General features: G+C 65.0%; 19 protein-coding genes and 1 pseudogene. 12 read left to right on the forward strand and 8 right to left on the reverse strand.

Going from position 1 to position 19,088, the window contains the following annotated elements:
- A partial coding sequence (locus tag C0541_RS21200; protein ID WP_238601243.1) for an integrase core domain-containing protein occupies positions 1–157 on the forward strand: 157 nt, incomplete at its 5' end.
- A 123-nt stretch (positions 158–280) separates the two neighbouring features.
- On the opposite strand, the gene C0541_RS00280 is transcribed toward C0541_RS21200, so the two are convergent.
- Positions 281–883 carry a hypothetical protein gene (locus tag C0541_RS00280; protein ID WP_115045201.1) on the reverse strand — a complete coding sequence of 201 codons (603 nt, stop codon included), beginning with the start codon at positions 881–883 and terminating at the stop codon, positions 281–283.
- 47 nt (positions 884–930) lie between these two features.
- Here C0541_RS00280 and C0541_RS21205 point away from each other — a divergent pair, with 47 nt between their 5' ends.
- Positions 931–1,227 (forward strand): hypothetical protein, encoded by a 297-nt coding sequence (locus tag C0541_RS21205; protein WP_238601228.1) that lies wholly within the window; start codon positions 931–933, stop codon positions 1,225–1,227.
- 82 nt (positions 1,228–1,309) lie between these two features.
- Here C0541_RS21205 and C0541_RS00290 read toward each other — a convergent pair whose 3' ends face one another.
- The 4 genes from C0541_RS00290 to C0541_RS20560 all read right to left on the reverse strand — a co-directional run bounded on the left by C0541_RS00290 (position 1,310) and on the right by C0541_RS20560 (position 3,374).
- On the reverse strand, positions 1,310–1,780 hold the full coding sequence (locus C0541_RS00290; protein ID WP_115045203.1) for a GNAT family N-acetyltransferase: 471 nt from the start codon (positions 1,778–1,780) through the stop codon (positions 1,310–1,312).
- 67 nt (positions 1,781–1,847) lie between these two features.
- Entirely contained in the window at positions 1,848–2,309 is a 462-nt protein-coding gene (locus C0541_RS00295; protein ID WP_115045204.1) for a methyltransferase family protein, read from the reverse strand.
- A gap of 369 nt (positions 2,310–2,678) precedes the next feature.
- A complete protein-coding gene (locus C0541_RS00305) occupies positions 2,679–3,047 on the reverse strand; it encodes an Imm50 family immunity protein (RefSeq protein WP_115045205.1) in 369 nt (122 codons plus the stop codon).
- A gap of 72 nt (positions 3,048–3,119) precedes the next feature.
- Complete coding sequence (locus C0541_RS20560; RefSeq protein WP_153064929.1) at positions 3,120–3,374, reverse strand: hypothetical protein; 255 nt, start codon at positions 3,372–3,374, stop codon at positions 3,120–3,122.
- A 210-nt stretch (positions 3,375–3,584) separates the two neighbouring features.
- Between C0541_RS20560 and C0541_RS20965 the strand changes: the two are divergent.
- Positions 3,585–3,951: pseudogene (locus C0541_RS20965) on the forward strand (phage integrase N-terminal SAM-like domain-containing protein); the annotation flags it as partial.
- Positions 3,952–4,182: 231 nt separating this feature from the next.
- Here C0541_RS20965 and ilvD read toward each other — a convergent pair.
- On the reverse strand, positions 4,183–6,021 hold the full coding sequence (ilvD, locus tag C0541_RS00315; RefSeq protein ID WP_115045206.1) for a dihydroxy-acid dehydratase: 1,839 nt from the start codon (positions 6,019–6,021) through the stop codon (positions 4,183–4,185).
- A 408-nt stretch (positions 6,022–6,429) separates the two neighbouring features.
- Between ilvD and C0541_RS00320 the strand changes: the two genes are divergently transcribed.
- The gene (locus tag C0541_RS00320; RefSeq protein WP_115045207.1) at positions 6,430–7,797 is read left to right on the forward strand and encodes a glycoside hydrolase family 5 protein; all 1,368 of its coding nucleotides are present in this window, start codon (positions 6,430–6,432) and stop codon (positions 7,795–7,797) included.
- 48 nt (positions 7,798–7,845) lie between these two features.
- Positions 7,846–8,112, forward strand: coding sequence for a YkgJ family cysteine cluster protein (locus C0541_RS00325; protein ID WP_104650573.1), 267 nt, complete (start codon positions 7,846–7,848; stop codon positions 8,110–8,112).
- A 256-nt stretch (positions 8,113–8,368) separates the two neighbouring features.
- On the opposite strand, the gene C0541_RS00330 is transcribed toward C0541_RS00325, so the two are convergent.
- Positions 8,369–8,914 carry a gamma carbonic anhydrase family protein gene (locus C0541_RS00330; RefSeq protein WP_161959851.1) on the reverse strand — a complete coding sequence of 182 codons (546 nt, stop codon included), beginning with the start codon at positions 8,912–8,914 and terminating at the stop codon, positions 8,369–8,371.
- A gap of 572 nt (positions 8,915–9,486) precedes the next feature.
- Here C0541_RS00330 and C0541_RS00335 point away from each other — a divergent pair.
- From C0541_RS00335 to C0541_RS00365, 6 genes are all read left to right on the forward strand, one after another.
- Complete coding sequence (locus tag C0541_RS00335) at positions 9,487–10,797, forward strand: MFS transporter (RefSeq protein ID WP_115045209.1); 1,311 nt, start codon at positions 9,487–9,489, stop codon at positions 10,795–10,797.
- 138 nt (positions 10,798–10,935) lie between these two features.
- Complete coding sequence (locus tag C0541_RS00340; protein ID WP_115045625.1) at positions 10,936–12,168, forward strand: HD-GYP domain-containing protein; 1,233 nt, start codon at positions 10,936–10,938, stop codon at positions 12,166–12,168.
- A gap of 570 nt (positions 12,169–12,738) precedes the next feature.
- On the forward strand, positions 12,739–13,215 hold the full coding sequence (locus C0541_RS00350) for a MarR family winged helix-turn-helix transcriptional regulator (protein WP_115045211.1): 477 nt from the start codon (positions 12,739–12,741) through the stop codon (positions 13,213–13,215).
- A 121-nt stretch (positions 13,216–13,336) separates the two neighbouring features.
- Complete coding sequence (locus C0541_RS00355; RefSeq protein WP_429001320.1) at positions 13,337–14,365, forward strand: SphA family protein; 1,029 nt, start codon at positions 13,337–13,339, stop codon at positions 14,363–14,365.
- 33 nt (positions 14,366–14,398) lie between these two features.
- Positions 14,399–15,166 carry a coniferyl-alcohol dehydrogenase gene (locus tag C0541_RS00360; protein ID WP_115045213.1) on the forward strand — a complete coding sequence of 256 codons (768 nt, stop codon included), beginning with the start codon at positions 14,399–14,401 and terminating at the stop codon, positions 15,164–15,166.
- 28 nt (positions 15,167–15,194) lie between these two features.
- Complete coding sequence (locus tag C0541_RS00365; RefSeq protein WP_115045214.1) at positions 15,195–16,676, forward strand: benzaldehyde dehydrogenase; 1,482 nt, start codon at positions 15,195–15,197, stop codon at positions 16,674–16,676.
- 212 nt (positions 16,677–16,888) lie between these two features.
- Here C0541_RS00365 and C0541_RS00370 read toward each other — a convergent pair whose 3' ends face one another.
- On the reverse strand, positions 16,889–17,785 hold the full coding sequence (locus C0541_RS00370; protein WP_115045215.1) for a helix-turn-helix domain-containing protein: 897 nt from the start codon (positions 17,783–17,785) through the stop codon (positions 16,889–16,891).
- Positions 17,786–17,883: 98 nt separating this feature from the next.
- On the opposite strand from C0541_RS00370, the gene pobA reads away from it, so the two are divergent.
- Positions 17,884–19,068 carry a 4-hydroxybenzoate 3-monooxygenase gene (gene pobA, locus C0541_RS00375; RefSeq protein WP_115045216.1) on the forward strand — a complete coding sequence of 395 codons (1,185 nt, stop codon included), beginning with the start codon at positions 17,884–17,886 and terminating at the stop codon, positions 19,066–19,068.
- Positions 19,069–19,088 lie beyond the last annotated feature (20 nt).

Consider the following 19,088-nt stretch of genomic DNA (forward strand, 5'->3'; position numbering starts at 1 on the left):
GCATCTCTTCCGCACGCTGAGCGAGGTCCGCGAACAGACCGAACACTGGCTGGCCGACTACAACCAGCAGATCCCGCACGACAGCCTGGCCGGGCTAACGCCCGCCGAGTTCCGTGATCAACATCAACCGCAGACCTCTAGTTTTAGCTGGCATTGAATTGTGGGGAGTCGACACGCCGACCCGCTCAGGAACTCCACTACAGGCAAGGACTACTCGATACATGGGGCCTAACGCCTGAATTAAGCCGCGCCGCGAAGCGGCGTCGGCTTGAATGAATTGTTAGGCGTCAAACCGATCAAATGTGTACATGCGAACCGAGTCATTGCCTTGCTCTGTCATGTGCACGAGATAGAAGTGCTCATCGCCGACAAGGCGAATCTCGTGGGTGTTGAGTAGCTTAACTGCTTTGTCTGTCCAAACAACAACGCTGCGAAGGAAGCCCTCATAGTCAATGGACGGCCTGAAAGGGTTTCGAGCATGAATGAGACCGCCACACCGGCCATGCACCTCCACAAGTTCATGTGTTGTCAGAAAGCCATCGGCAAGCAGCTGATGATTCCGAACGCCTCGATCATCCGGCTCACTAGCACGGATCGGCGTTGGGAAGAAACGCGGGTTAAGCCGCTCGAGATCTTTTATGATCTTGTTAGGGTGCCAATGCCTCTCGAAGCGTAATGACTGCTTTTGGAACAGCTCCTTGTTCGCAGCAAGAGAGGCAAGAGCTATAGTTTCTAGGGTCATGCGGAGTTGGAGGGTCGCAGTCTCAACTCGAGGCGGACCGCTCAATTTCAAGCGCCCATCAATACACGCATATACCACGTCTATGCGGCGCTTTATTTGCTCCATCGCTGTTATGTAGGGCTGGATATCAGCAATCTGCATTGGATGCCTAACACCTGAGTTAAGCCGTGCCGCGAAGCGGCGTCGGCTTGGACGAATTGTTAGGGCGCAGCTGGCGACAGACCATGACGCGTGCTCCACTCGGCGGACCAACTGAAAAGCTTGACGTGGTGCACCTGATGCCAGCCCTCGCCTCGCTCATTATCCAGCATGGTCTCGGTGAGATCGACTCCGCCCCAGGCCTGCGTAAAGAGGTGGCCGTCTTGGCAACTACCTTGCTCGGCATGCTCTCGAAGCCTGTGAATCTCCTGTTCCAGCGCGAGAAGGCCAGACACGTCACCATGAATATGGACGACATTGCCTTTCGGGTTTGCAACGATGCTTAGCATGAGAAGCGAATCACCTTTGTCTGCGGCCAAACAGCTGAGTTAAGTCGCGCCGCGAAGCGGCGTCGGCTTGGACGAATAGTTAGGTGAGCGGTAGAGCCATAATATGCTGCGGCCCGCGCGAACCATCCAGGTATAGCTCGCCATTATCGACAAAGCCACACTTGCGATACAGCGACGCCGCTGCTGTGTTCCGACAGTTTACCGTTAAGAATACCGAGCTTGCCTTTACTCGTTGCGCCTGGAGATAGGTGGAAAGATTCTGGAGTGCGCGCCTTGCCAAGCCTTTACCCTGGTAGTTGCTAGCAATAAAAAATGACCTTAGTCCGACCGATCCGGCGGCCGCAAATGCATAACGTGTCGGATAGTCGAAATCGATGATGAAGAAGCCGGCTGGCGCTCCCTCGTTTAGTATCACGTGGCCTGTCGCGCGCTCGGAGACGTCCGCGAGTGTAGATTCGAATGCGCCGATGAAATCCCTCTGATTGTCTTCTACGTCGAGGGTGGCAACGCCGCCAGACAGGTCTTTGGTAAGCGGCACGATCAAGTTCATCCAATCACCTAACGCCTGAATTAAGCCGAGCAGCTAAGCGGCTTCGGCTTGAATGAATTGTTAGGCCTCATAGCCAGCGCGAGGCCTGCCTGCAGAATGCAGTGTACGTGTCCGGGAAGCGAGCGGACAGATACCGCTCCTCCGGCTGAATTTGGAACCGCGTGATGTAGAGCATGAAGGCAGGGACGGCTATGAGCGTGGCCGCATTGTGGAGGTGGAGCGCCCAGCCCAGGAGGATCACGGAGTGGCCCAAGTACATTGGGTTGCGGGTGTAGCGATAAATGCCAGATGTGACCAGGTGCGTGGCTGAGGCCGGCCTGAGTGGGTTGACCGTAGTACCGACGCGCTGAAAGGCGAGTTTGGGAAGAATGTTGAGCGCCAAGCCCACAACGGCTAGAGCAACAGCGACGGGTGTGCGTAGTGGAAGCTCGAACGAGAGCGCGGGCATGAAGTATGCTGCACCGAACGCGGCAACGCCCAAGAGCACCATGACAACCGGCGGCGGGATTTTTGTCTCAAGCCATTGCATGTAGGTTGGAATGAGGCCTAACGCTTGAATTAAGCCGAGTTGCGAAGCAACTTCGGCCTGAATGAATTGTTAGGCAGTGAGTGGCCGCGAAGGTTGGATGGTGCAACCATGCTCCCCAGCACTGCCGCTTGGACCGAGTGTGCCACAGCTTGCGAGACGAAGCTTGCCCAGCGATGCAGTGGCGCGCGATGCCACCGAAGCCAACTGCAACGAGCGCAGCGCGGGAACGATTTGCCAAGGCGAAGCACCGAATTTACCGCAACCAGCAACGGTGATGACTGCTGTCCGGAGCCAACCGCATGCACGCCTGCTAATTCACCAAAGCGGAAACCACCAACGCATTTGCTCCACCACTGCCTAACGCCTGAATTAAGCCGAGCCGAGAAGCGGGTTCGGCTTGAATGAATTGTTAGGCACCACCCCGGCAACTGTGGCGGCCGCACACGTGAAACTACCACCCAAGCCAATGCATGGCTCAAGGGTGACAACAAGAGGATTGCCTTCAGCAATTACCAAGCTGTCTAGTACGTTTTCCGATGCCAACCCAGTGAGCTCGATATGCCGGACACCCGTGAATGACAAGCTGATCTCGGCGCCCTTGCCGGCCGACCCATCAATGTAGAAGAGGCCAAGTGTGACACTACCCTCAGCCGAGTAGCTGAAAGAGATCAGGCGGGCATCAGCGAACTCCGGCCAGTAGCCGAAGATTGACGTGACTGCATTAGAGCTAGAGATCATTCCTGTGGTGCCTAACGCCTGAGTTAAGCGGCGGCGAAGCCGTCCACCTTGAACGAGTTGTTAGGCGACTCGTTAAGAGATGGAGTCGCCGGCTGCCAGAGCCTTACTACCTAAATTCATATTGTCAATGGTGCTTGGCTCTGTTACATAAACCTCAATGTTCCCCAGACCTTGCGAGCCTACATAGTCGCTTGAAATATGAAAATGCTGCTCAGGCTCGTTGCGCAGGTTTGTAAGCAACATAATAAGATGATCGATCTCTGTGACAGACAAGCCGAGGCTTACACCATACCAACCGTTGTTCCAATTTTCGATCTCGCCGCGCATAACAATCTCTTTGAGCCTAACTAATATTGGACCGCCTAAGAGCGGTGTTGCGCCAAGTATCGACTAAAGGCCGGAGGTCTGGGAAGGGGGAATTCCTATTCCGTAACAATGACTTGCCGGATGGCATTCTACGGTCTTGGCGCCGATGCTGGTTGCGTTATCCGACGCTTGAGTAGGCGTATGAGTTACACCCATGACGATGCAGGCGTAATGACGCGTCTAACCCCCAAGCTGTTGGATCAGGTCCGTGGGCGGCTGCGGCTTCGCCACTACAGCTTGCTACCGAGCAGGCGTCTGTGGGCTGGATCCGACGCTTCATTCTGGCCAACGGCAAACGGCATCCAGTATAGATGGGGCGGGCAGAGGTCGAGGCGTTCCTCACTGAACTGACGACGCGGGGCCAGGCGTCGGCCGGAACGCAGAATCAGGCACTGGCGGTGCTGCTGTTCCTGTATCGCGAGGTTTGTGCGTTGAGTTGCCCTGAATGGAGAAATTGCGGCGCGCCAAGCGGGCGCGGCCCATTCCGGTGGTGCTCTCGGCCAAGGAGGTCGCGCGCACCGTGCAGGAGCTGTTGGGTCACAACGGTGTGGCAACCACGTAGATCTACACGCATGTGCTCGGGCGCGGGGCTTCGGCGGTGCGCAGCTCGCTGGATGGGCTGGGCATCGGCGGTGGATGATGTTGCCGCCAGGAAAAGCCAACCCGCTGTGGCGGTTGCGGTCAGGAGTTGGGACTGAAGTGCCTTCCGCAGTCCTATGCCGGGAGTCGATGAAGACCGCTAAAAATCCGCGGTCTTCATGGCAACGCCTCAGCCGTCCAGCATCGCTTTGTCCCGCACCGCACCCTTGTCTGCGCTGGTCGCCAGCAACGCGTACGCCTTCAACGCTGTAGTGACCTTGCGCGGACGCACCTCCACCGGCTTCCAGCCTTTTGCATCCTGCTCTGCGCGACGACTAGCAAGCTCTTCGTCGGACACCAGCAAATTGATCGAACGATTGGGAATGTCGATCAGGATCTTGTCGCCGTCGCGTACCAGGCCGATCGCGCCGCCCGCCGCCGCTTCCGGCGAGGCGTGGCCGATCGACAGGCCCGAGGTGCCGCCGGAGAAGCGGCCGTCGGTGAGCAGGGCGCATTGCTTGCCCAGGCCCTTGGACTTGAGATAGCTGGTGGGGTAGAGCATTTCCTGCATGCCGGGGCCGCCCTTGGGGCCTTCGTAGCGGATCACCACGATGTCGCCGGCTTTCACTTCGTCGGCCAGGATGCCCTTGACCGCCGAATCCTGGCTCTCAAAGACGCGCACATTGCCTTCGAAGACGTGGATGGATTCGTCCACGCCCGCGGTCTTCACCACGCAGCCGTCGCGGGCGATATTGCCGTACAGCACGGCCAGGCCGCCTTCCTGCGAGAAGGCGTGAGCGACATCGCGGATGCAGCCTTCGCTGCGGTCTGTGTCCAGGCTGTCCCAGCGCGTGGCCTGGCTGAAGGCGATCTGCGTGGGGATGCCGGCCGGGCCGGCCTTGTAGAACGTGTGCACCGTTTCCGCGTCGGTCTGGGTGACATCCCATTGCGCGATGGCGTCGGCCAGCGTGCGTGCGTGCACCGTGGCCGCGTTGGTATGCAGCAGGCCGCCACGTGCCAGCTCGCCGAGGATGGCCATGATGCCGCCGGCGCGGTGCACGTCCTCGATGTGGTACTTGGGCGTGTTCGGCGCCACCTTGCACAGCTGCGGCACGCGCTTGGACAGGCGGTCGATGTCGCGCATGCCGAACGGCACCTCGCCTTCCTGCGCCGCTGCAAGCAGATGCAGGATGGTGTTGGTCGAGCCGCCCATGGCGATGTCCAGGGTCATCGCGTTTTCGAAGGCTTCGAAGGTGGCGATGCCGCGCGGCAGGGCGGTGGGGTCTTCGCCGCCATACCAGCGATGGCACAGCTCCACCGCCACGCGCCCGGCGCGCAGGAACAGCTGCTCGCGGTCGGCGTGCGTGGCCACCACGGTGCCGTTGCCCGGCAGCGACAGGCCCAGCGCTTCGGTCAGGCAGTTCATCGAGTTGGCGGTGAACATGCCCGAGCACGAGCCGCAGGTGGGGCAGGCGCTGCGCTCGAACTCGGCCACCTTTTCGTCGGAGGCGCTGTCGTCGGCGGCGATCACCATCGCGTCGATCAGGTCGAGCTTGTGCTCGGCCAGCTTGGTCTTGCCGGCTTCCATCGGCCCGCCGGAGACGAACACGGTGGGGATGTTGAGCCGCAGCGCGGCCATCAACATGCCGGGGGTGATCTTGTCGCAGTTGGAAATGCACACCAGCGCGTCGGCGCAATGCGCGTTGACCATGTATTCGACCGAGTCGGCGATGATCTCGCGGCTGGGCAGCGAATACAGCATGCCGTCGTGACCCATGGCGATGCCGTCGTCCACGGCGATGGTGTCGAACTCCTTGGCCACGCCGCCGACGCGTTCGATCTCGCGTGCGACCAGCTGGCCGAGATCCTTCAGGTGCACGTGCCCGGGCACGAACTGGGTGAACGAGTTGGCGATGGCGATGATGGGCTTGTGGAAGTCGCCGTCGCGCATGCCGGTGGCGCGCCACAGTGCGCGGGCGCCGGCCATGTTGCGGCCGTGGGTGGAGGTCTTGGAGCGGTACTCGGGCATGGCGAAGTCGACGGCTGATTGGCGAGCGGTGGCTGGCAATTAGACCGCGTCGTGACTGTTGCTGCTGCAACGGTCGCGGCGCGCTCCGGTGATCGGGCACGGTAGCACGCGGGCGGATGCACGCCGTGCTGGCGGATGGGCGTGGGCATCGTGCGCAGCACACGCAGAGTGCGGCAGCGCCGGCCGGCACTGCAGGCGAACACGCGCCTTCGGCCCCGCTGCCTCACGTCGTCGGCCCGGCATGTAATGCGATGTAAACGTATGCGGACGCGCATGCAGTGGCCGGAGTGCGAACCGGAGCGCAGATCGCGCCGCCGGGACATCGGCACGATGGTCCCTGGACCGGTGCGGCCAATGGGGGAGCAGCACCGGCAAGGATCTCCACCAACGGCACCGCAGGAGGCGCCCATGTCCGACCATCCTCATTCACGCCGCACGGCGGCAACGTCGCAGCCCATCGACCAGACGCCGGCGGCAACGGCCGGCATCACCCGCCGTCGCGTGCTGCAGGGCGCAGCCGGCGCGGCGGCGCTGGCCGGCCTCGGGTGGGGCGGCCGCGCGGCCGCGCAGAGCGCCACCCTGCCGTTCGCGGGCCTGAACCTGTCGGGCCTGGCCTCCAACAGCTATGTGGAGAATGCCGAGATCGGCACGCACTACCGCGCCATCACCGCGCAGCACGTGGCTGCCGCCGGAGCCTGCCCGCTGTTCCGGCTGCCGACCACCGCCGCGCGCTTCACGCGTGGGCAGGGCGTGGCCTTGAACGAGACCTATTGCCGCCAGGTCCAGGACGCACTGGACCACATCGCCGCACGCGGCAAGCGCGCCATCGTGGAGCTGCACGACTACATGCGCCTGCCGCAGCGGGTGGCCGCCAAGTCCGGCTACCGGCGCGACGCCAGCGGCACGCTTGTCGATGCACGCGGCAACCGCATCGACAACCCGGCCGCAGCCGAGGTCTGGGCCGACACCTATCCGCTGCGCAGCTTCGGCTACCAGGGCTATTTCGATCGCCGCGACCAGTTGCTCAAGCTCTACGAATACCGCGTGATCGGCACGCCGGGGTGCACGCTCTACAACGAGGCCGGCCTGCCCGACCTGTGGGCACGCATCGTCAACCGCTTCAGGCAACACCCGGCGGTGTTCGGCTGGGGCGTGATGAACGAGCCATACCAGGGAAAGGAGCGCAACGCCGATGGCAGCGTGTTGTCGATGGCGGCGCACTGGCAGAACACCGCCACCGCGTGCTGCAAGACCATCATCGATCGCGATCGCGACCACTTCGTGTTCGTGTGCGGCAACGGCTATGCCAGTGCCCGGCTCTGGCAGCAGGACTCGATGGGCCTGTTCGACATCCCCGATCCCTACAACCGCATCGTCTACGAAGCGCACAACTACCTGGATAGCGACGGGACGGGCGGCGGCAACTGGATCGGGCCCGGCGGGCGCAACGAGGTGGTCAAGCCGGACACCGGCATCGAGATGGTGGCGCCCTTCATCGACGCCCTGCAGCATGCCGGCAAACGCGGCTATCTGGGCGAGCATGGCTATCCGGCCGGCAACCACAGCGCGGAGGTCGCAACCACCCGGATGCTGGCCCATCTGCAGGCCAACAATATCCCCAGCACGCAGTGGTGCTTCGGCCCCGGCTGGCCGGATGACGATGTGCTGGGCATGAGCTACGACGTGGGCGCGGACATCCAGGCCAAGAGCAATCTCGCTGCGGTGCAGGCCTTCTTCGACGTGCGCCTGTCCGGCTACGTGCCGCCACCTCTCTAACCCCGGCGCCGCCGCGGCCCGGAGGACGCGGCGGTTTACACTGATGGCATGCGCATGGACTTCCCGTGCCGCGCCGGCTGCGCGGCCTGTTGTATTGCCCCGTCGATCAGTTCGGCGATCCCCGGCATGCCGCAGGGCAAGCCGGCGGGCGTGCCCTGCGTGCAGCTCGATGGCCGGGGCCGGTGTCGCCTGTTCGGCTTGCCGACGCGGCCGGCGGTGTGCGCCAGCCTGCGCCCGTCCGAGGACATGTGCGGCGCTTCGCGCGCCCAGGCGCTGGCCACATTGACGGCACTGGAGCAGGCCACGCGGCCGTAAGCGGCGCCAGGTCGCCGGCGTTCTTGCCGCCATGCAACCCCGCCGCCATGCAAACCGCGCCTGGCTGCGGCTGCGCTGCATCCCGGGCGGCCAGGGATGCGCGACGTGTGGCGCGTTGCTGCCGTCATCTCTCTGCGCGTCGGCCTGCCAGCATCAGGCCACGGGCGTCTGCGGCAGGTGCATCCAGCTCGAAGGCGGTGTACCCGTGTCGCACAGGGCCGATGCTGGCCTGCAGCCGCAGGGCGGGGACCCGGATTCAGCCGGCGCTGGTGCCGCCCAGATACTGATCCTTGAGCCGCACGTAATGCTGCGCGGAGTAATGCAGGCTTTCGATTTCCTTGTCGCTGAGGGTGCGGGCCAGGCGCGCGGGATTGCCCAGCCACAATTCGCCTTCGCCGACGATCTTGCCCGGGCCGACCACCGCCCCGGCACCGACAAAGCCGTAGCGCCTGACGGTGGCACCGTCCAGCACGCAGGCGCCCATGCCGATCAGGCAAAGGTCTTCGATGGTGCACGCATGCAGGATGGTGCCGTGGCCAACCGTGACGTCGGCGCCGATCAGCGTCGGGTAGCCGGCCTTGTTGAACGGGCTATGGTGACTGACGTGGATGATGGTGCCGTCCTGCACGTTGGTACGCGCGCCGATCTGCACGTGATTGACGTCGCCGCGAATCACCGTGCCCGGCCACACCGATACGTCATCGCCCAGGCTCACCTTGCCGATGATGGTGCAGGCAGGGTCGACATAGACGCGTGCGCCCAGTTGCGGGGTGTGGTCCAGGAACGAGCGGATCGGGGTCACGATGATCTCCAGCATGTCGGCGTGCCGCCCGGTGCGGGCACTGCCGGCATGATAGCGGGGCGACTGCCGGCATGCGGGAAGCGCTGCGCGACGGCGTACGCGATCGTGCGCGGGTTGCCTCATGCAACCCTGGTTATCGAGTTTCGCAACGCCATGCCTGCAGCGCGACTGCGGCAGCGCACTTCGCGCTCCGGACCAGGCGACCCCGATGCTTGCCCGGTCTGATCGGGCTGCAGGCCGCGCCTTGCGGCGGCACGTGCCAGATCGTTTCGATGCGGGCAGTGCGCGTCCCTGGCTGCCGTCGTGCAGGCGGGTCAACGAACGCGCGGAGAGGAAAACGAAGCGTCGTGCCAGCCTGTTCGATAAGCGCACACCAGTGCGTGCCGTTGTATTGAACGCCACCTGCGATCGGCCTAGCGTGCCGATGGCGTCTTGCAATGTGGTGCTCGTGCTGCGTTGTCGAATGCCGATGCAGGTTGGCTTGCTCGTGTCTTGGTCGTGGTGCCGCTGCGCGGTCGCATGGTCGCGCGTGAGGTCGCCAACGTACCCGCCTTCCCCACCAGGATTGCCCGATGACCCAGAGCACCGTGACACCCGCAAGTTTCGTGCTGGAGCGCATGACGCCGTTCCAGTGGAGGGCGGTGGCGGTGTGCGTGTTGCTGACCATGCTCGATGGCTTCGATGTGATGGCGATGGCCTTCACCGCCCCGCATGTGTCGGCGCAATGGCAGTTGTCGGGCAAGCTGCTCGGCGTGTTGTTCAGTGCCGGCCTGGTCGGCATGGCGGCAGGGTCGCTGGTGTTGGCGCCCCTGGCCGACCGCATCGGGCGGCGCGCGATGATCCTGGCGTGTCTGGCGATATTGACCGTGGGCATGGGCGCCTCGGCGTTGGCCACCGACGTGTGGCAACTCGGCGCGTTGCGTGCGTTCACCGGCATCGGCATCGGCGGCATGCTGGCCTGTGTTGCGGTCATCGCTGCCGAGTATTCCACCCCCCGGTGGCGCAGCACGGCATTGGCGCTGCAGGCCACCGGTTACCCGATCGGCGCGACGCTGGGCGGTGCGATCGCGGCGGTGCTGCTGCAGCAGTGGTCCTGGCATGCAGTGTTCGTGCTCGGCGCGCTCGGGTCGCTGCTCTGCGTACCCCTGGTGCTGGCGTTCCTGCCCGAGTCGCTGGACTTCCTGATCGTGCGGCGCCCGGCCGATGCAGCTGCACGCTTCAATGCTGTGCTTGCGCGCATGGGCATGCCGCCGCATGGGGGACTGCCGCCGCCGCCGCGCCAGCCCGGCGATCGGGCGCAGGGCTATGCGGCGCTGTTCGTGCCGGCCTTGCGGCGGCAGTCGCTGTTGATCGCGCTGGCGTTCTTTCTGCTGATGTTCGCGTTCTATTTCGTGCTCAGCTGGACACCGAAACTGCTGGTCGTGGCTGGCCTGTCGGAGGCGCAGGGTGTGACCGGTGGCGTCCTGTTGAATCTGGGCGGCATTGCCGGCGGCGCGATCTTCAGCGCGTTGGCCGCACGTGCGCGCCTGTCGCGGTTGACCGCCGGCGCGCTGGGTCTGTCGGCGCTGGCGCTGCTGGCATTTGGTCTCTGCAGCACCGTGCTGAGCTGGGCGTTCGTGATTGCGGTGCTGAGCGGCGCGGTGCTGTTTGCCGCCATCGCCGGGCTGTATGCGGTGGCGCCGGTGGTCTTCACGGCGGCGGTGCGTTCCACCGGCATGGGCTGGGCGATCGGGGTGGGCCGCTTCGGCGCGATCGCCTCGCCGTTGTGCGTGGGCGTGCTGGTGGACGCGGGCTGGTCGCCGGCAGCCCTGTACCTTGCCTGCGGCGTGCCGCTGCTGCTTGCGGCCATCGCCGTGCTGGGCATGCGCCTGCCGGCTAGCTGAACTGCTCAGCTGGCGGTCACCAGGTAACGCTGGCGAGGGCGCACGCCCCAAAGAAATTCCGCACATTGCCGATACCTCGACAGACCCGCCATCCGCATGGCGGGCTCTTCCGCGGACTACGTGCAGACCAGCGCCGGCATGCTCAGAACCATCGACTCAGACCAACTCCGCCCCGGGATGTATGTCTACAAGCTGCTGGGCGCGTGGGTGCACCATCCGTTCTGGAAGACCTCGTTCCTGGTCGATTCGGACGACGTGGAGAAGATCCATGGCAGCCGGATCGAGCAACTGGTGATCGACACCGCGCGTGGCCTGGATCTGGACACGGCTGCGCCGGCGGCATCCGGCCTGCAGCTCGAGCCCGCGGCACCGCCACCGGCGCCCGAGCCACCCACCGCCACGCGCACCGCGCGCACCAATAGCGTCACCGCACAGGTCGGCATCGAGTCCGAAGTGGTGCGTGCACGCAAGATCTTCGAAGACGGCCGCGACATGGTCGAGGCGATGTTCCGCGATGTGCGGCTGGGACGCACCGTCGACACCGAGGCGGCGATGCCGCTGGTGGAAGCGATCAACGAGTCGGTCCTGCGGCATCCGCAGGCCCTGATCAGCGTGGCAAGGCTCAAGACCGCCGACGACTACACCTATCTGCATTCGATGGCGGTGGCCGGCCTGATGAGCGGGCTGGCGCGCCAGCTCGGCTTGCCCGACGGGCAGGTGGTCGAGGCGGCGATGGGCGGCCTGCTGCACGACATGGGCAAGGCGGTGACGCCGCTGGACATCCTCAACAAGCCCGGCAAGCTCACCGACGACGAAATGGAGGTCATGCGCCAGCATCCGCTGGATGGCCATCGCCTGCTGGTGGCCGGCGGCGTGCAGAACGCGGTGGTGCTGGAGATCGCGCTGCATCATCACGAGAAAATGGACGGCAGCGGCTACCCGAATCGCCTGGCGGGCGAGAACATCGCGCTGATGTCGCGGATGGGCGCGGTGTGCGATGTGTACGACGCGATCAGCTCCGACCGCCCCTACAAGCGCGGCTGGGATCCGGCCGAATCGCTCAAGCGCATGGCGTCGTGGCAGGGACATTTCGACCCGGTGGTGTTCCAGGCCTTCGTGCGCCGGCTGGGCATTTATCCGGTCGGCTCGCTGGTGCGACTGGAGTCGCAGAAACTGGCGGTGGTGATCGAGCAGAGCCCCGATGCGCTGCTCAAGCCCAAGGTGCGCGTGTTCTATTCGGCCAAGCTGCGCAGCCATGTGCTGGTGCAGGACATCGATCTGTCGCGGCCGGACTGCCAGGACCGCATCGCACAGATGGAAAGCCCTACCGACTGGGGCTTTCGCGATCTCGAGAAGCTGTGGTTGCCGTAATCGGTAATCGGTAATCGCTACTCCGTACTCCGTCACTCGCGTGTGCCGGGCGGCGATGGTGCCGCGTCCAGCCGTCCAGCCGTCCAGCCGTCCAGCCGTCCAGCCGGGCGAATGGGCTGGATGCGCAAGCGTCGCATGGCGACACCCGCAGCGGTGGCGTAGCCGCTGCCGTCACCACGGCCAGGCAGGCGTACTGCACGTGTCGTTGCCGGGCTTTACGGCAGCAAGCCGTTGCCGTCATGGCCACCCGGCCCGTCGGCCCGCGGGTCGACCTGGCGAGCGCGACCATGCTGCGCTGCAGCTTGGCAATGTAGTTATGATCCATAACTATTCCGGAACGCAATCACTTGCCGCTCCGGATCCCCATGTCCCAGCCACGCCTGGATGACCATCGCTTCCCACGCTTGCCTGCCGCCGCCTTCCTGCGCGGCCGGGTCATGCCGTTGGCGGCCACGGCCACCTCGGCATGCCTGAGCGCGTCTACAATGCAGCTCACGCCGCGGATCGGCGTTGCGGGCGGTGAGCGTTGCGCACACCGGTCCGCCCGTCGTCTTCGCTGCGAGAACCGTCATGTCCGCCACTGCCAATGCCGTACCGCTGCCGGATGCCGTCACCACGGTGGATCAGGCGCGCCTGCTGCGGCTGCTGGGCTACCGCATCACCCGCACCGAGTTGCTGGTGCGGCGGATGTTTCAGGACTGCGTGGCGGCATTCGATCTCAAGCCGGTGGACTTCTCGCTGCTGATGCTGGTGGACGGCAACCCGGGCATCAACCAGCGCCAGATCGGCGATGTGCTGCACGTGTCGGCACCCAACCTGGCGATCGTGGTGGCGCGGCTGGTCAAGCGGCGCCTGCTGCGGCAGGTGCGTGGACGCCAGGACCGCCGCATGCAGCACCTGTCGCTGACCGCCGCCGGGGTGACCCTGCTGAGCGCCGCCGAGGCCGAAGTGCTGCGCATGGAACAGCAACTGAGTGTGGTGCTTGGCAGCAGCGAGGCGCCGTTGCTGCGCGCACTCGACCGGCTGGACCGTCTGGACACCATGTAATCCCCGGCTGCCGTGCAGGCGCACGGCCCGCTTTCCACCTGAGCCTTGCACGCGCCGTCACCGGCGTGTCGATCGCGCCTGCCTGACTGTTGTCCCGCCGCAGTTCCCGCTGTCCCTCCCCATGTCGGAGATGTTCGCAGTGAGCCATCGATCGGTGTTGTCCGGGTTGTCCTTCCACGCGTCGGCAGTGTGCCGCGCAGCGCTTGGCATGGTGTCGCTGCTTGCTGCCGGCATGGCTGGCGCACAAGGCCTGCCGCAAAGCACGACGCTGACCAACGGCATCAATACCGGCGGTACCAGCTACCTGGACGGCTTCACTCGCACCACGCCCGGCTGGGCGGTGGTCACCTATCTGCGTCATGGCTCGCTGGATGCGATCAAGGATTCCCGCGGCAACGACGTGCCGGTGTTCGATCGCCCGCGCATCGATTCGAGCCTGCTGCTGACCCAGCTCGCCTATGTCACGCCGTACAGGCTCTTCGGCGGCGCGGTTGGCATCAACACATTGCTGCCGCTGATCAACCTGGATGCCTCGTTCGGGCGCGACAGCATTGCCACCTTGCGCGACAACGGCGCCGGCGTGGGCGACCTGACGTTCGGGCCTTACCTGCAGATGCTGCCGGTGATGCGCAATGGCAGGCCGGTGTTTTCGCAGCGTTTCGAAATCGATGCGATCGCACCGATCGGCAAGTTCGACCGCGACCGCGACCTCAATCAGGGCGCCGGCTACTGGTCGTTGGTGCCGAACTATGCGTTTACCGTGTTGCCGACGCCCAACTGGGAAGTCAGCGCACGCCTCAGCTACATCTACAACTTCCGCAGCGAACGGCGTCCGAACCTGCCGCCGGGCGTTGCGTTCCGCAACGGCCAGGCCGGCGATGCGGGCTGGATCAACTTCGCCACCTCCTGGGAAGTGGTGCCCGACATCCGCCTTGGCGTGAATGCCTATTACCTCACCCAGCTGCGCGATAACCGCACCAACGGGCAGCGCGTGGCCGAGACCCGCCAACGCGTGGTCTATGCCGGCCCGGGTGGCGTGTGGCGGATGGATGCCAACAACATGCTGTTGGCCAATGTGTACCTGCCGGTGGAGGTCAGGAACGCTGCCTCCGGCAACAACGTCAACCTGCAGTACGTCCATGTGTTCTAGCGCCGGTACGGCCGGCCTCTTCGGAGAGTGGCAATGAATTTGCAGAACAAGACGATCGTGGTCACCGGCGTGGCATCGGGCATCGGTGCCGAAGTGGCGCGCCTGGCCCGCTTCCATGGTGCCAGGGTGATCGGTGTCGATCGCACGCCGGTGCAGATGTCGCTGCATGGGTTCCACCAGGCCGATCTTGGCGATCCGGCGTCCATCGATGCGCTGGTGCAGGCCTTGCCGGAGCGCATCGACGCCCTGGCCAACGTGGCCGGCGTCCCCGGCACCGCACCGCTGGAGGTGGTGGCACGCGTCAACTACCTGGGCCTGCGCCATTTGAGCCAGGCGCTGCTGCCGCGCATGGCCGCTGGCGGTTCCATCATCAACGTGGCCTCCATCCTGGGCGCCGAATGGCCGCAACGCCTGGAGCTGCACAAGCAACTGGCCGCCACCGACAGCTTTGCGGCCGGCACTGCATGGCTGCAGGCGCATCCGGTGAGCCACGCCACCTGCTACCAGTACTTCAAGGAAGCGCTGATCGTATGGACCTTGCTGCAGTCGCGGCCCTGGTTCGCCGAGCATGGCGTGCGCGTCAACAACGTCGCGCCGGGACCGGTGTTTACGCCGATTCTCGGCGATTTCGTCACCATGCTCGGCGAGGAGCGCGTCAAGGAAGATGCCAAGCGCATGACGCGTCCGGCGTACGCCGACGAGGTGGCCGAGGCCATCGTGTTTCTCGCCTCCGATGCTGCGCGCTGGATCAACGGCATCACCCTGCCGGTCGATGGCGGGTTGGCGTCCACCACCCTGTAACACCACCCCCTCAGCAGGAGGCTAGACCATGAACGCTCTCCCCAACACCGCGATTGCCGCGTCCTCCGTCCCGGCGTGGCATGGCTGTATCTTCAATGGCGACTGGGTGCCCGGCAACGGCGGCACCGCGCAGATCATCGAACCGGCCACCGGCAAGCTGCTGCACGAAGTCGGCAAGGCCGATCTGGCCGATGTCGCCGCTGCCGTGGCGCTGGCGAAAAAAGCGCAACGTGCCTGGGCCGCCACGACGCCGCGCGAGCGCGCTGCGGTGTTTCACCGCGCCGCGCAGCTGATGGAAGCGCGCAGTGCGGAAGCGGCGCTGCTGATCGCGCGCGAAACCGGCGGCATCCTGCCCAAGGCCCAGCGCGAAGTGAACGAGTCGGTGGTGTTCTATCAGCAGGCGGCGGCGTTGCCGCTGCAGGCCGTCGGTCAGGTGCTGCCGACCGGCGCCGGCCAGCTCAGCCTGGCCCGGCACCTGCCGCTGGGCGTGATCGCGGTGATTTCCCCGTTCAATTTTCCGCTGATCCTGTCGCTGCGCTCGGTGGCTCCGGCGCTGGCGATGGGCAATGCGGTGGTGCTCAAGCCGGACCCGCGCACGCCGTATACCGGTGGCGTGGTCATCGCGCAGGTGCTGGAAGAAGCGGGCCTGCCCAAGGGCTTGCTGCATGTGCTGCACGGCGATGCCGCCATCGGCCAGGCGCTGGTCGAGTCGCCGGATATCCCGATGATCGCCTTTACCGGTTCCACCGCCGCCGGGCGACGCATCGGCGAGATCGCGGGCCGGCACCTGAAGAAGGTGTCGCTGGAGCTGGGCGGCAACAACGCGGTGATCGTGCTCGACGACGCCGATCTGGACAAGGCGGCCTCTGCAGTGGCATTCGGCGCCTACATGCATCAAGGGCAGATCTGCATGGCCACCGGCCGCGTGCTGGTCCAGCGCGGGATCGCCGATGCCTTCACGCAGCGGCTGGCTGAAAAGGCCAGGCATCTGCCGGTCGGCGATCCGGTCAGCGGCACCGTGGCGCTGGGCCCGATCATCGACCATCGCCAGTTGCAGCGCGTGATCGATATCGTGGGCGACAGCGTCGCCGCCGGCGCGGTGGTGGAAGCAGGTGCCAGCAACGAGGGACTGTTCTATGCGCCGACGGTGTTGTCCAACGTGCGCCCGGGCATGCGCGCGTTCGACGAGGAAATCTTCGGCCCGGTGATCAACATCACCGTATTCGACACCGACGAAGAAGCCGCAGAACTGGCCAACCATGGCGAGTACGGCCTGGCTGCGGGCATCCTGTCGGCGTCGGTGTCGCGCGCCATGAACCTGGGCGACAGGCTCCACACCGGCCTGCTGCATATCAACGACCAGACCGTGGCCGATGAAGTCATCAATCCCTTCGGCGGCACCGGCGCCTCGGGCAACGGCACCAGCGTCGGCGGAGCGGCCGATTGGGAGCAGTACACCCACTGGCAGTGGCTGACGATCAAGAACGAAGTGCCGCAATACCCGTTCTGACCGGCGTGGGGCAAGGGCCCTTCAGCAAAACTCGCAGCGTCGAGGGCGCGCTGCCCTCATCGCTCGCGGGACACGCCGTGAACCCCTCCCCGTGGGTTCGATGGCGGCATCCATGCCGCAACACGGTCCGGCAATCGGCGAGGACACCGCACCGGACAGTCCGCTGGTTGCTTTGTTGGAAGCCCTGCAACCAGCCCGCGGATCGGCCGCTCTTAATCGCCAGCGCGAAAGCGCGTCGGCGAGCAGCCGGCGTGGCGGGCGAAATAGCGGCTGAAGTACGCAGCGTCGAAAAATCCAAGGCTGGCAGCGATCTGCTGCACGCTCAGGCTGGTGTAGCGCAGGCTGCGGCGGGCTTCGAGCATGATGCGGCGCTGCAGTAATTGCAGTGCCGAGGCGCCGGCCAGGCGTCGGCACAACGCGTTGAGATGGCCCGGGGTCAGGCCCAATTGCTCGGCGTAGCGGGAGATCGGCCAATGCGCATGGTAATGCTGGTCGATCAAGGCCTGATAGCCACGCAGATGACGTAATGCCGGGTCGGCGTACGGGCTGGCCGCAGCCGCATCCTGTGCGTGTTCCAGTGCCGTGCGTGCGGTCCAGATCAACAATTGCGCTGCGGCGGCGTGCGCTGCGGCCTCGTGGCCGATGCGTCGGCGGGTATGGTCGTCGGCAATGCTGGCGAACAGCACATCGAGCAATCCACGTGCGCGACGTGCGTGCAGGATCTGCGGCATGGTCAGGGCATTCTGCAATAGCGGGACGGCACTCAAGGCGCTACGCACCAGCGGCATGCACAAGGTGATGATGTGGCCGCGCACCCGCGGATCGAATCCGAAGCCATGCACGCACAGCGGTGGCAACCAGATGACGTTCGCGCCACGCACGCGCTGGCTGCGGCCATCCAGCTGCAGCGTCGCCGGCCCGCGTTGCACGTACAACAGCTGTGCCAGGTCTTCGTGCCGGTGCGGGGCGATGTGCCAGTCATGTAGCCGGCTGCGTGCGGCAATCGACTCCCAATGCAACAACTCGGGCGCGTCGGCATGCTGCTCGCCGTACAGGCCGAAGGCGGGCACCGCGGTGGCTGCAGCGATGGCGTGTGCGCGTGTGGGCATCGTCGAAAAGTCCAAGCACTGCGCGCAATCATCCCTTCAATGCGTGTGTTTGGCTACCCACACTGGCGTGCATTCGTCGGCCGAGGCAGGAGCATTGCATGCGCACCCAGATCGCGATCATCGGCGCTGGTCCCTCCGGCCTGTTGCTGGGCGAGCTGTTGTTGCGCGCCGGTATCGACACCGTGGTGGTCGAGCGGCAGACGCCGGAGCATGTGCTGGGGCGGATTCGTGCCGGCGTGCTGGAGCAGGGCAGTGTGGAGCTGTTGCGGCGGGCAGGGGTTGGCGAACGCGTGCAACGCGAAGGCTTGCCGCATCACGGCTTCGACCTGTCGCTGGATGGCCGGCGGGAGCGGATCGATCTGCTGCACAGCTGCGGACGCAGCGTCACCGTCTACGGCCAGAGCGAGGTCACTGCCGACCTGATGCAGGCACGTGCACGCAGCACTGCGCCGACGTATTACAGCGCGCAGGACGTGACGCTATGCGGGGTGGAAAGCGACTCTCCTGCGGTGGAGTTCACCCATGACGGCAGGCACCAGCGCATCGCCTGCGACTATATCGTCGGCTGCGACGGCTTCCATGGCATCAGCCGCGCCAGCATCCCGCCCGAGCGACTGCGCCTGTTCGAGCGGGTGTATCCGTTCGGATGGCTTGGCGTGCTTGCCGACCCCCCGCCGGTCCACGACGAGTTGATCTACGCCCGCCACCCGCGTGGTTTCGCGCTGTGTTCGATGCGCTCGCCGACACGCTCGCGTTATTACGTGCAGGTGCCGGCCGATGCGCAGGTGCAGGCATGGAGCGATGCGGCGTTCTGGGATGCGTTGCGTGCGCGGTTGCCCGAGACGCTGGCTGCACAATTGGTCACCGGGCCGTCGATCGAAAAGAGCATCGCGCCGCTGCGTAGCTTCGTCGCCGAACCGATGCAGTACGGACGCCTGTTCCTGGCCGGCGATGCGGCGCATATCGTGCCGCCCACCGGCGCCAAGGGCCTGAATCTGGCGCTGGCCGATGTCGGCCTGCTTGCGCAATTGTTCGAGCGCTGGAACGCGCGTGGCGACGCCGAGGTGCTGCAACAGTACTCGGCGCTGGCGCTGCAGCGCGTCTGGAAGGCCGAACGGTTTTCATGGTGGATGACCACCTTGCTGCATACCTTCGACGGGCAGGATGCGTTCACCACACGCATTCATGCCGCAGAACTGGAGTATCTGCTGGGTAGCGAGGCAGGGCGCGCCACCGTGGCCGAAAACTATGCCGGCCTGCCGTTGGTGGAACTGCCGGGGTGAGCGTCGCCATGGCCGTTGTC

The sequence above is a fragment of the Xanthomonas arboricola genome, assembly GCF_003353015.1.
GTDB lineage: Bacteria > Pseudomonadota > Gammaproteobacteria > Xanthomonadales > Xanthomonadaceae > Xanthomonas > Xanthomonas arboricola_E.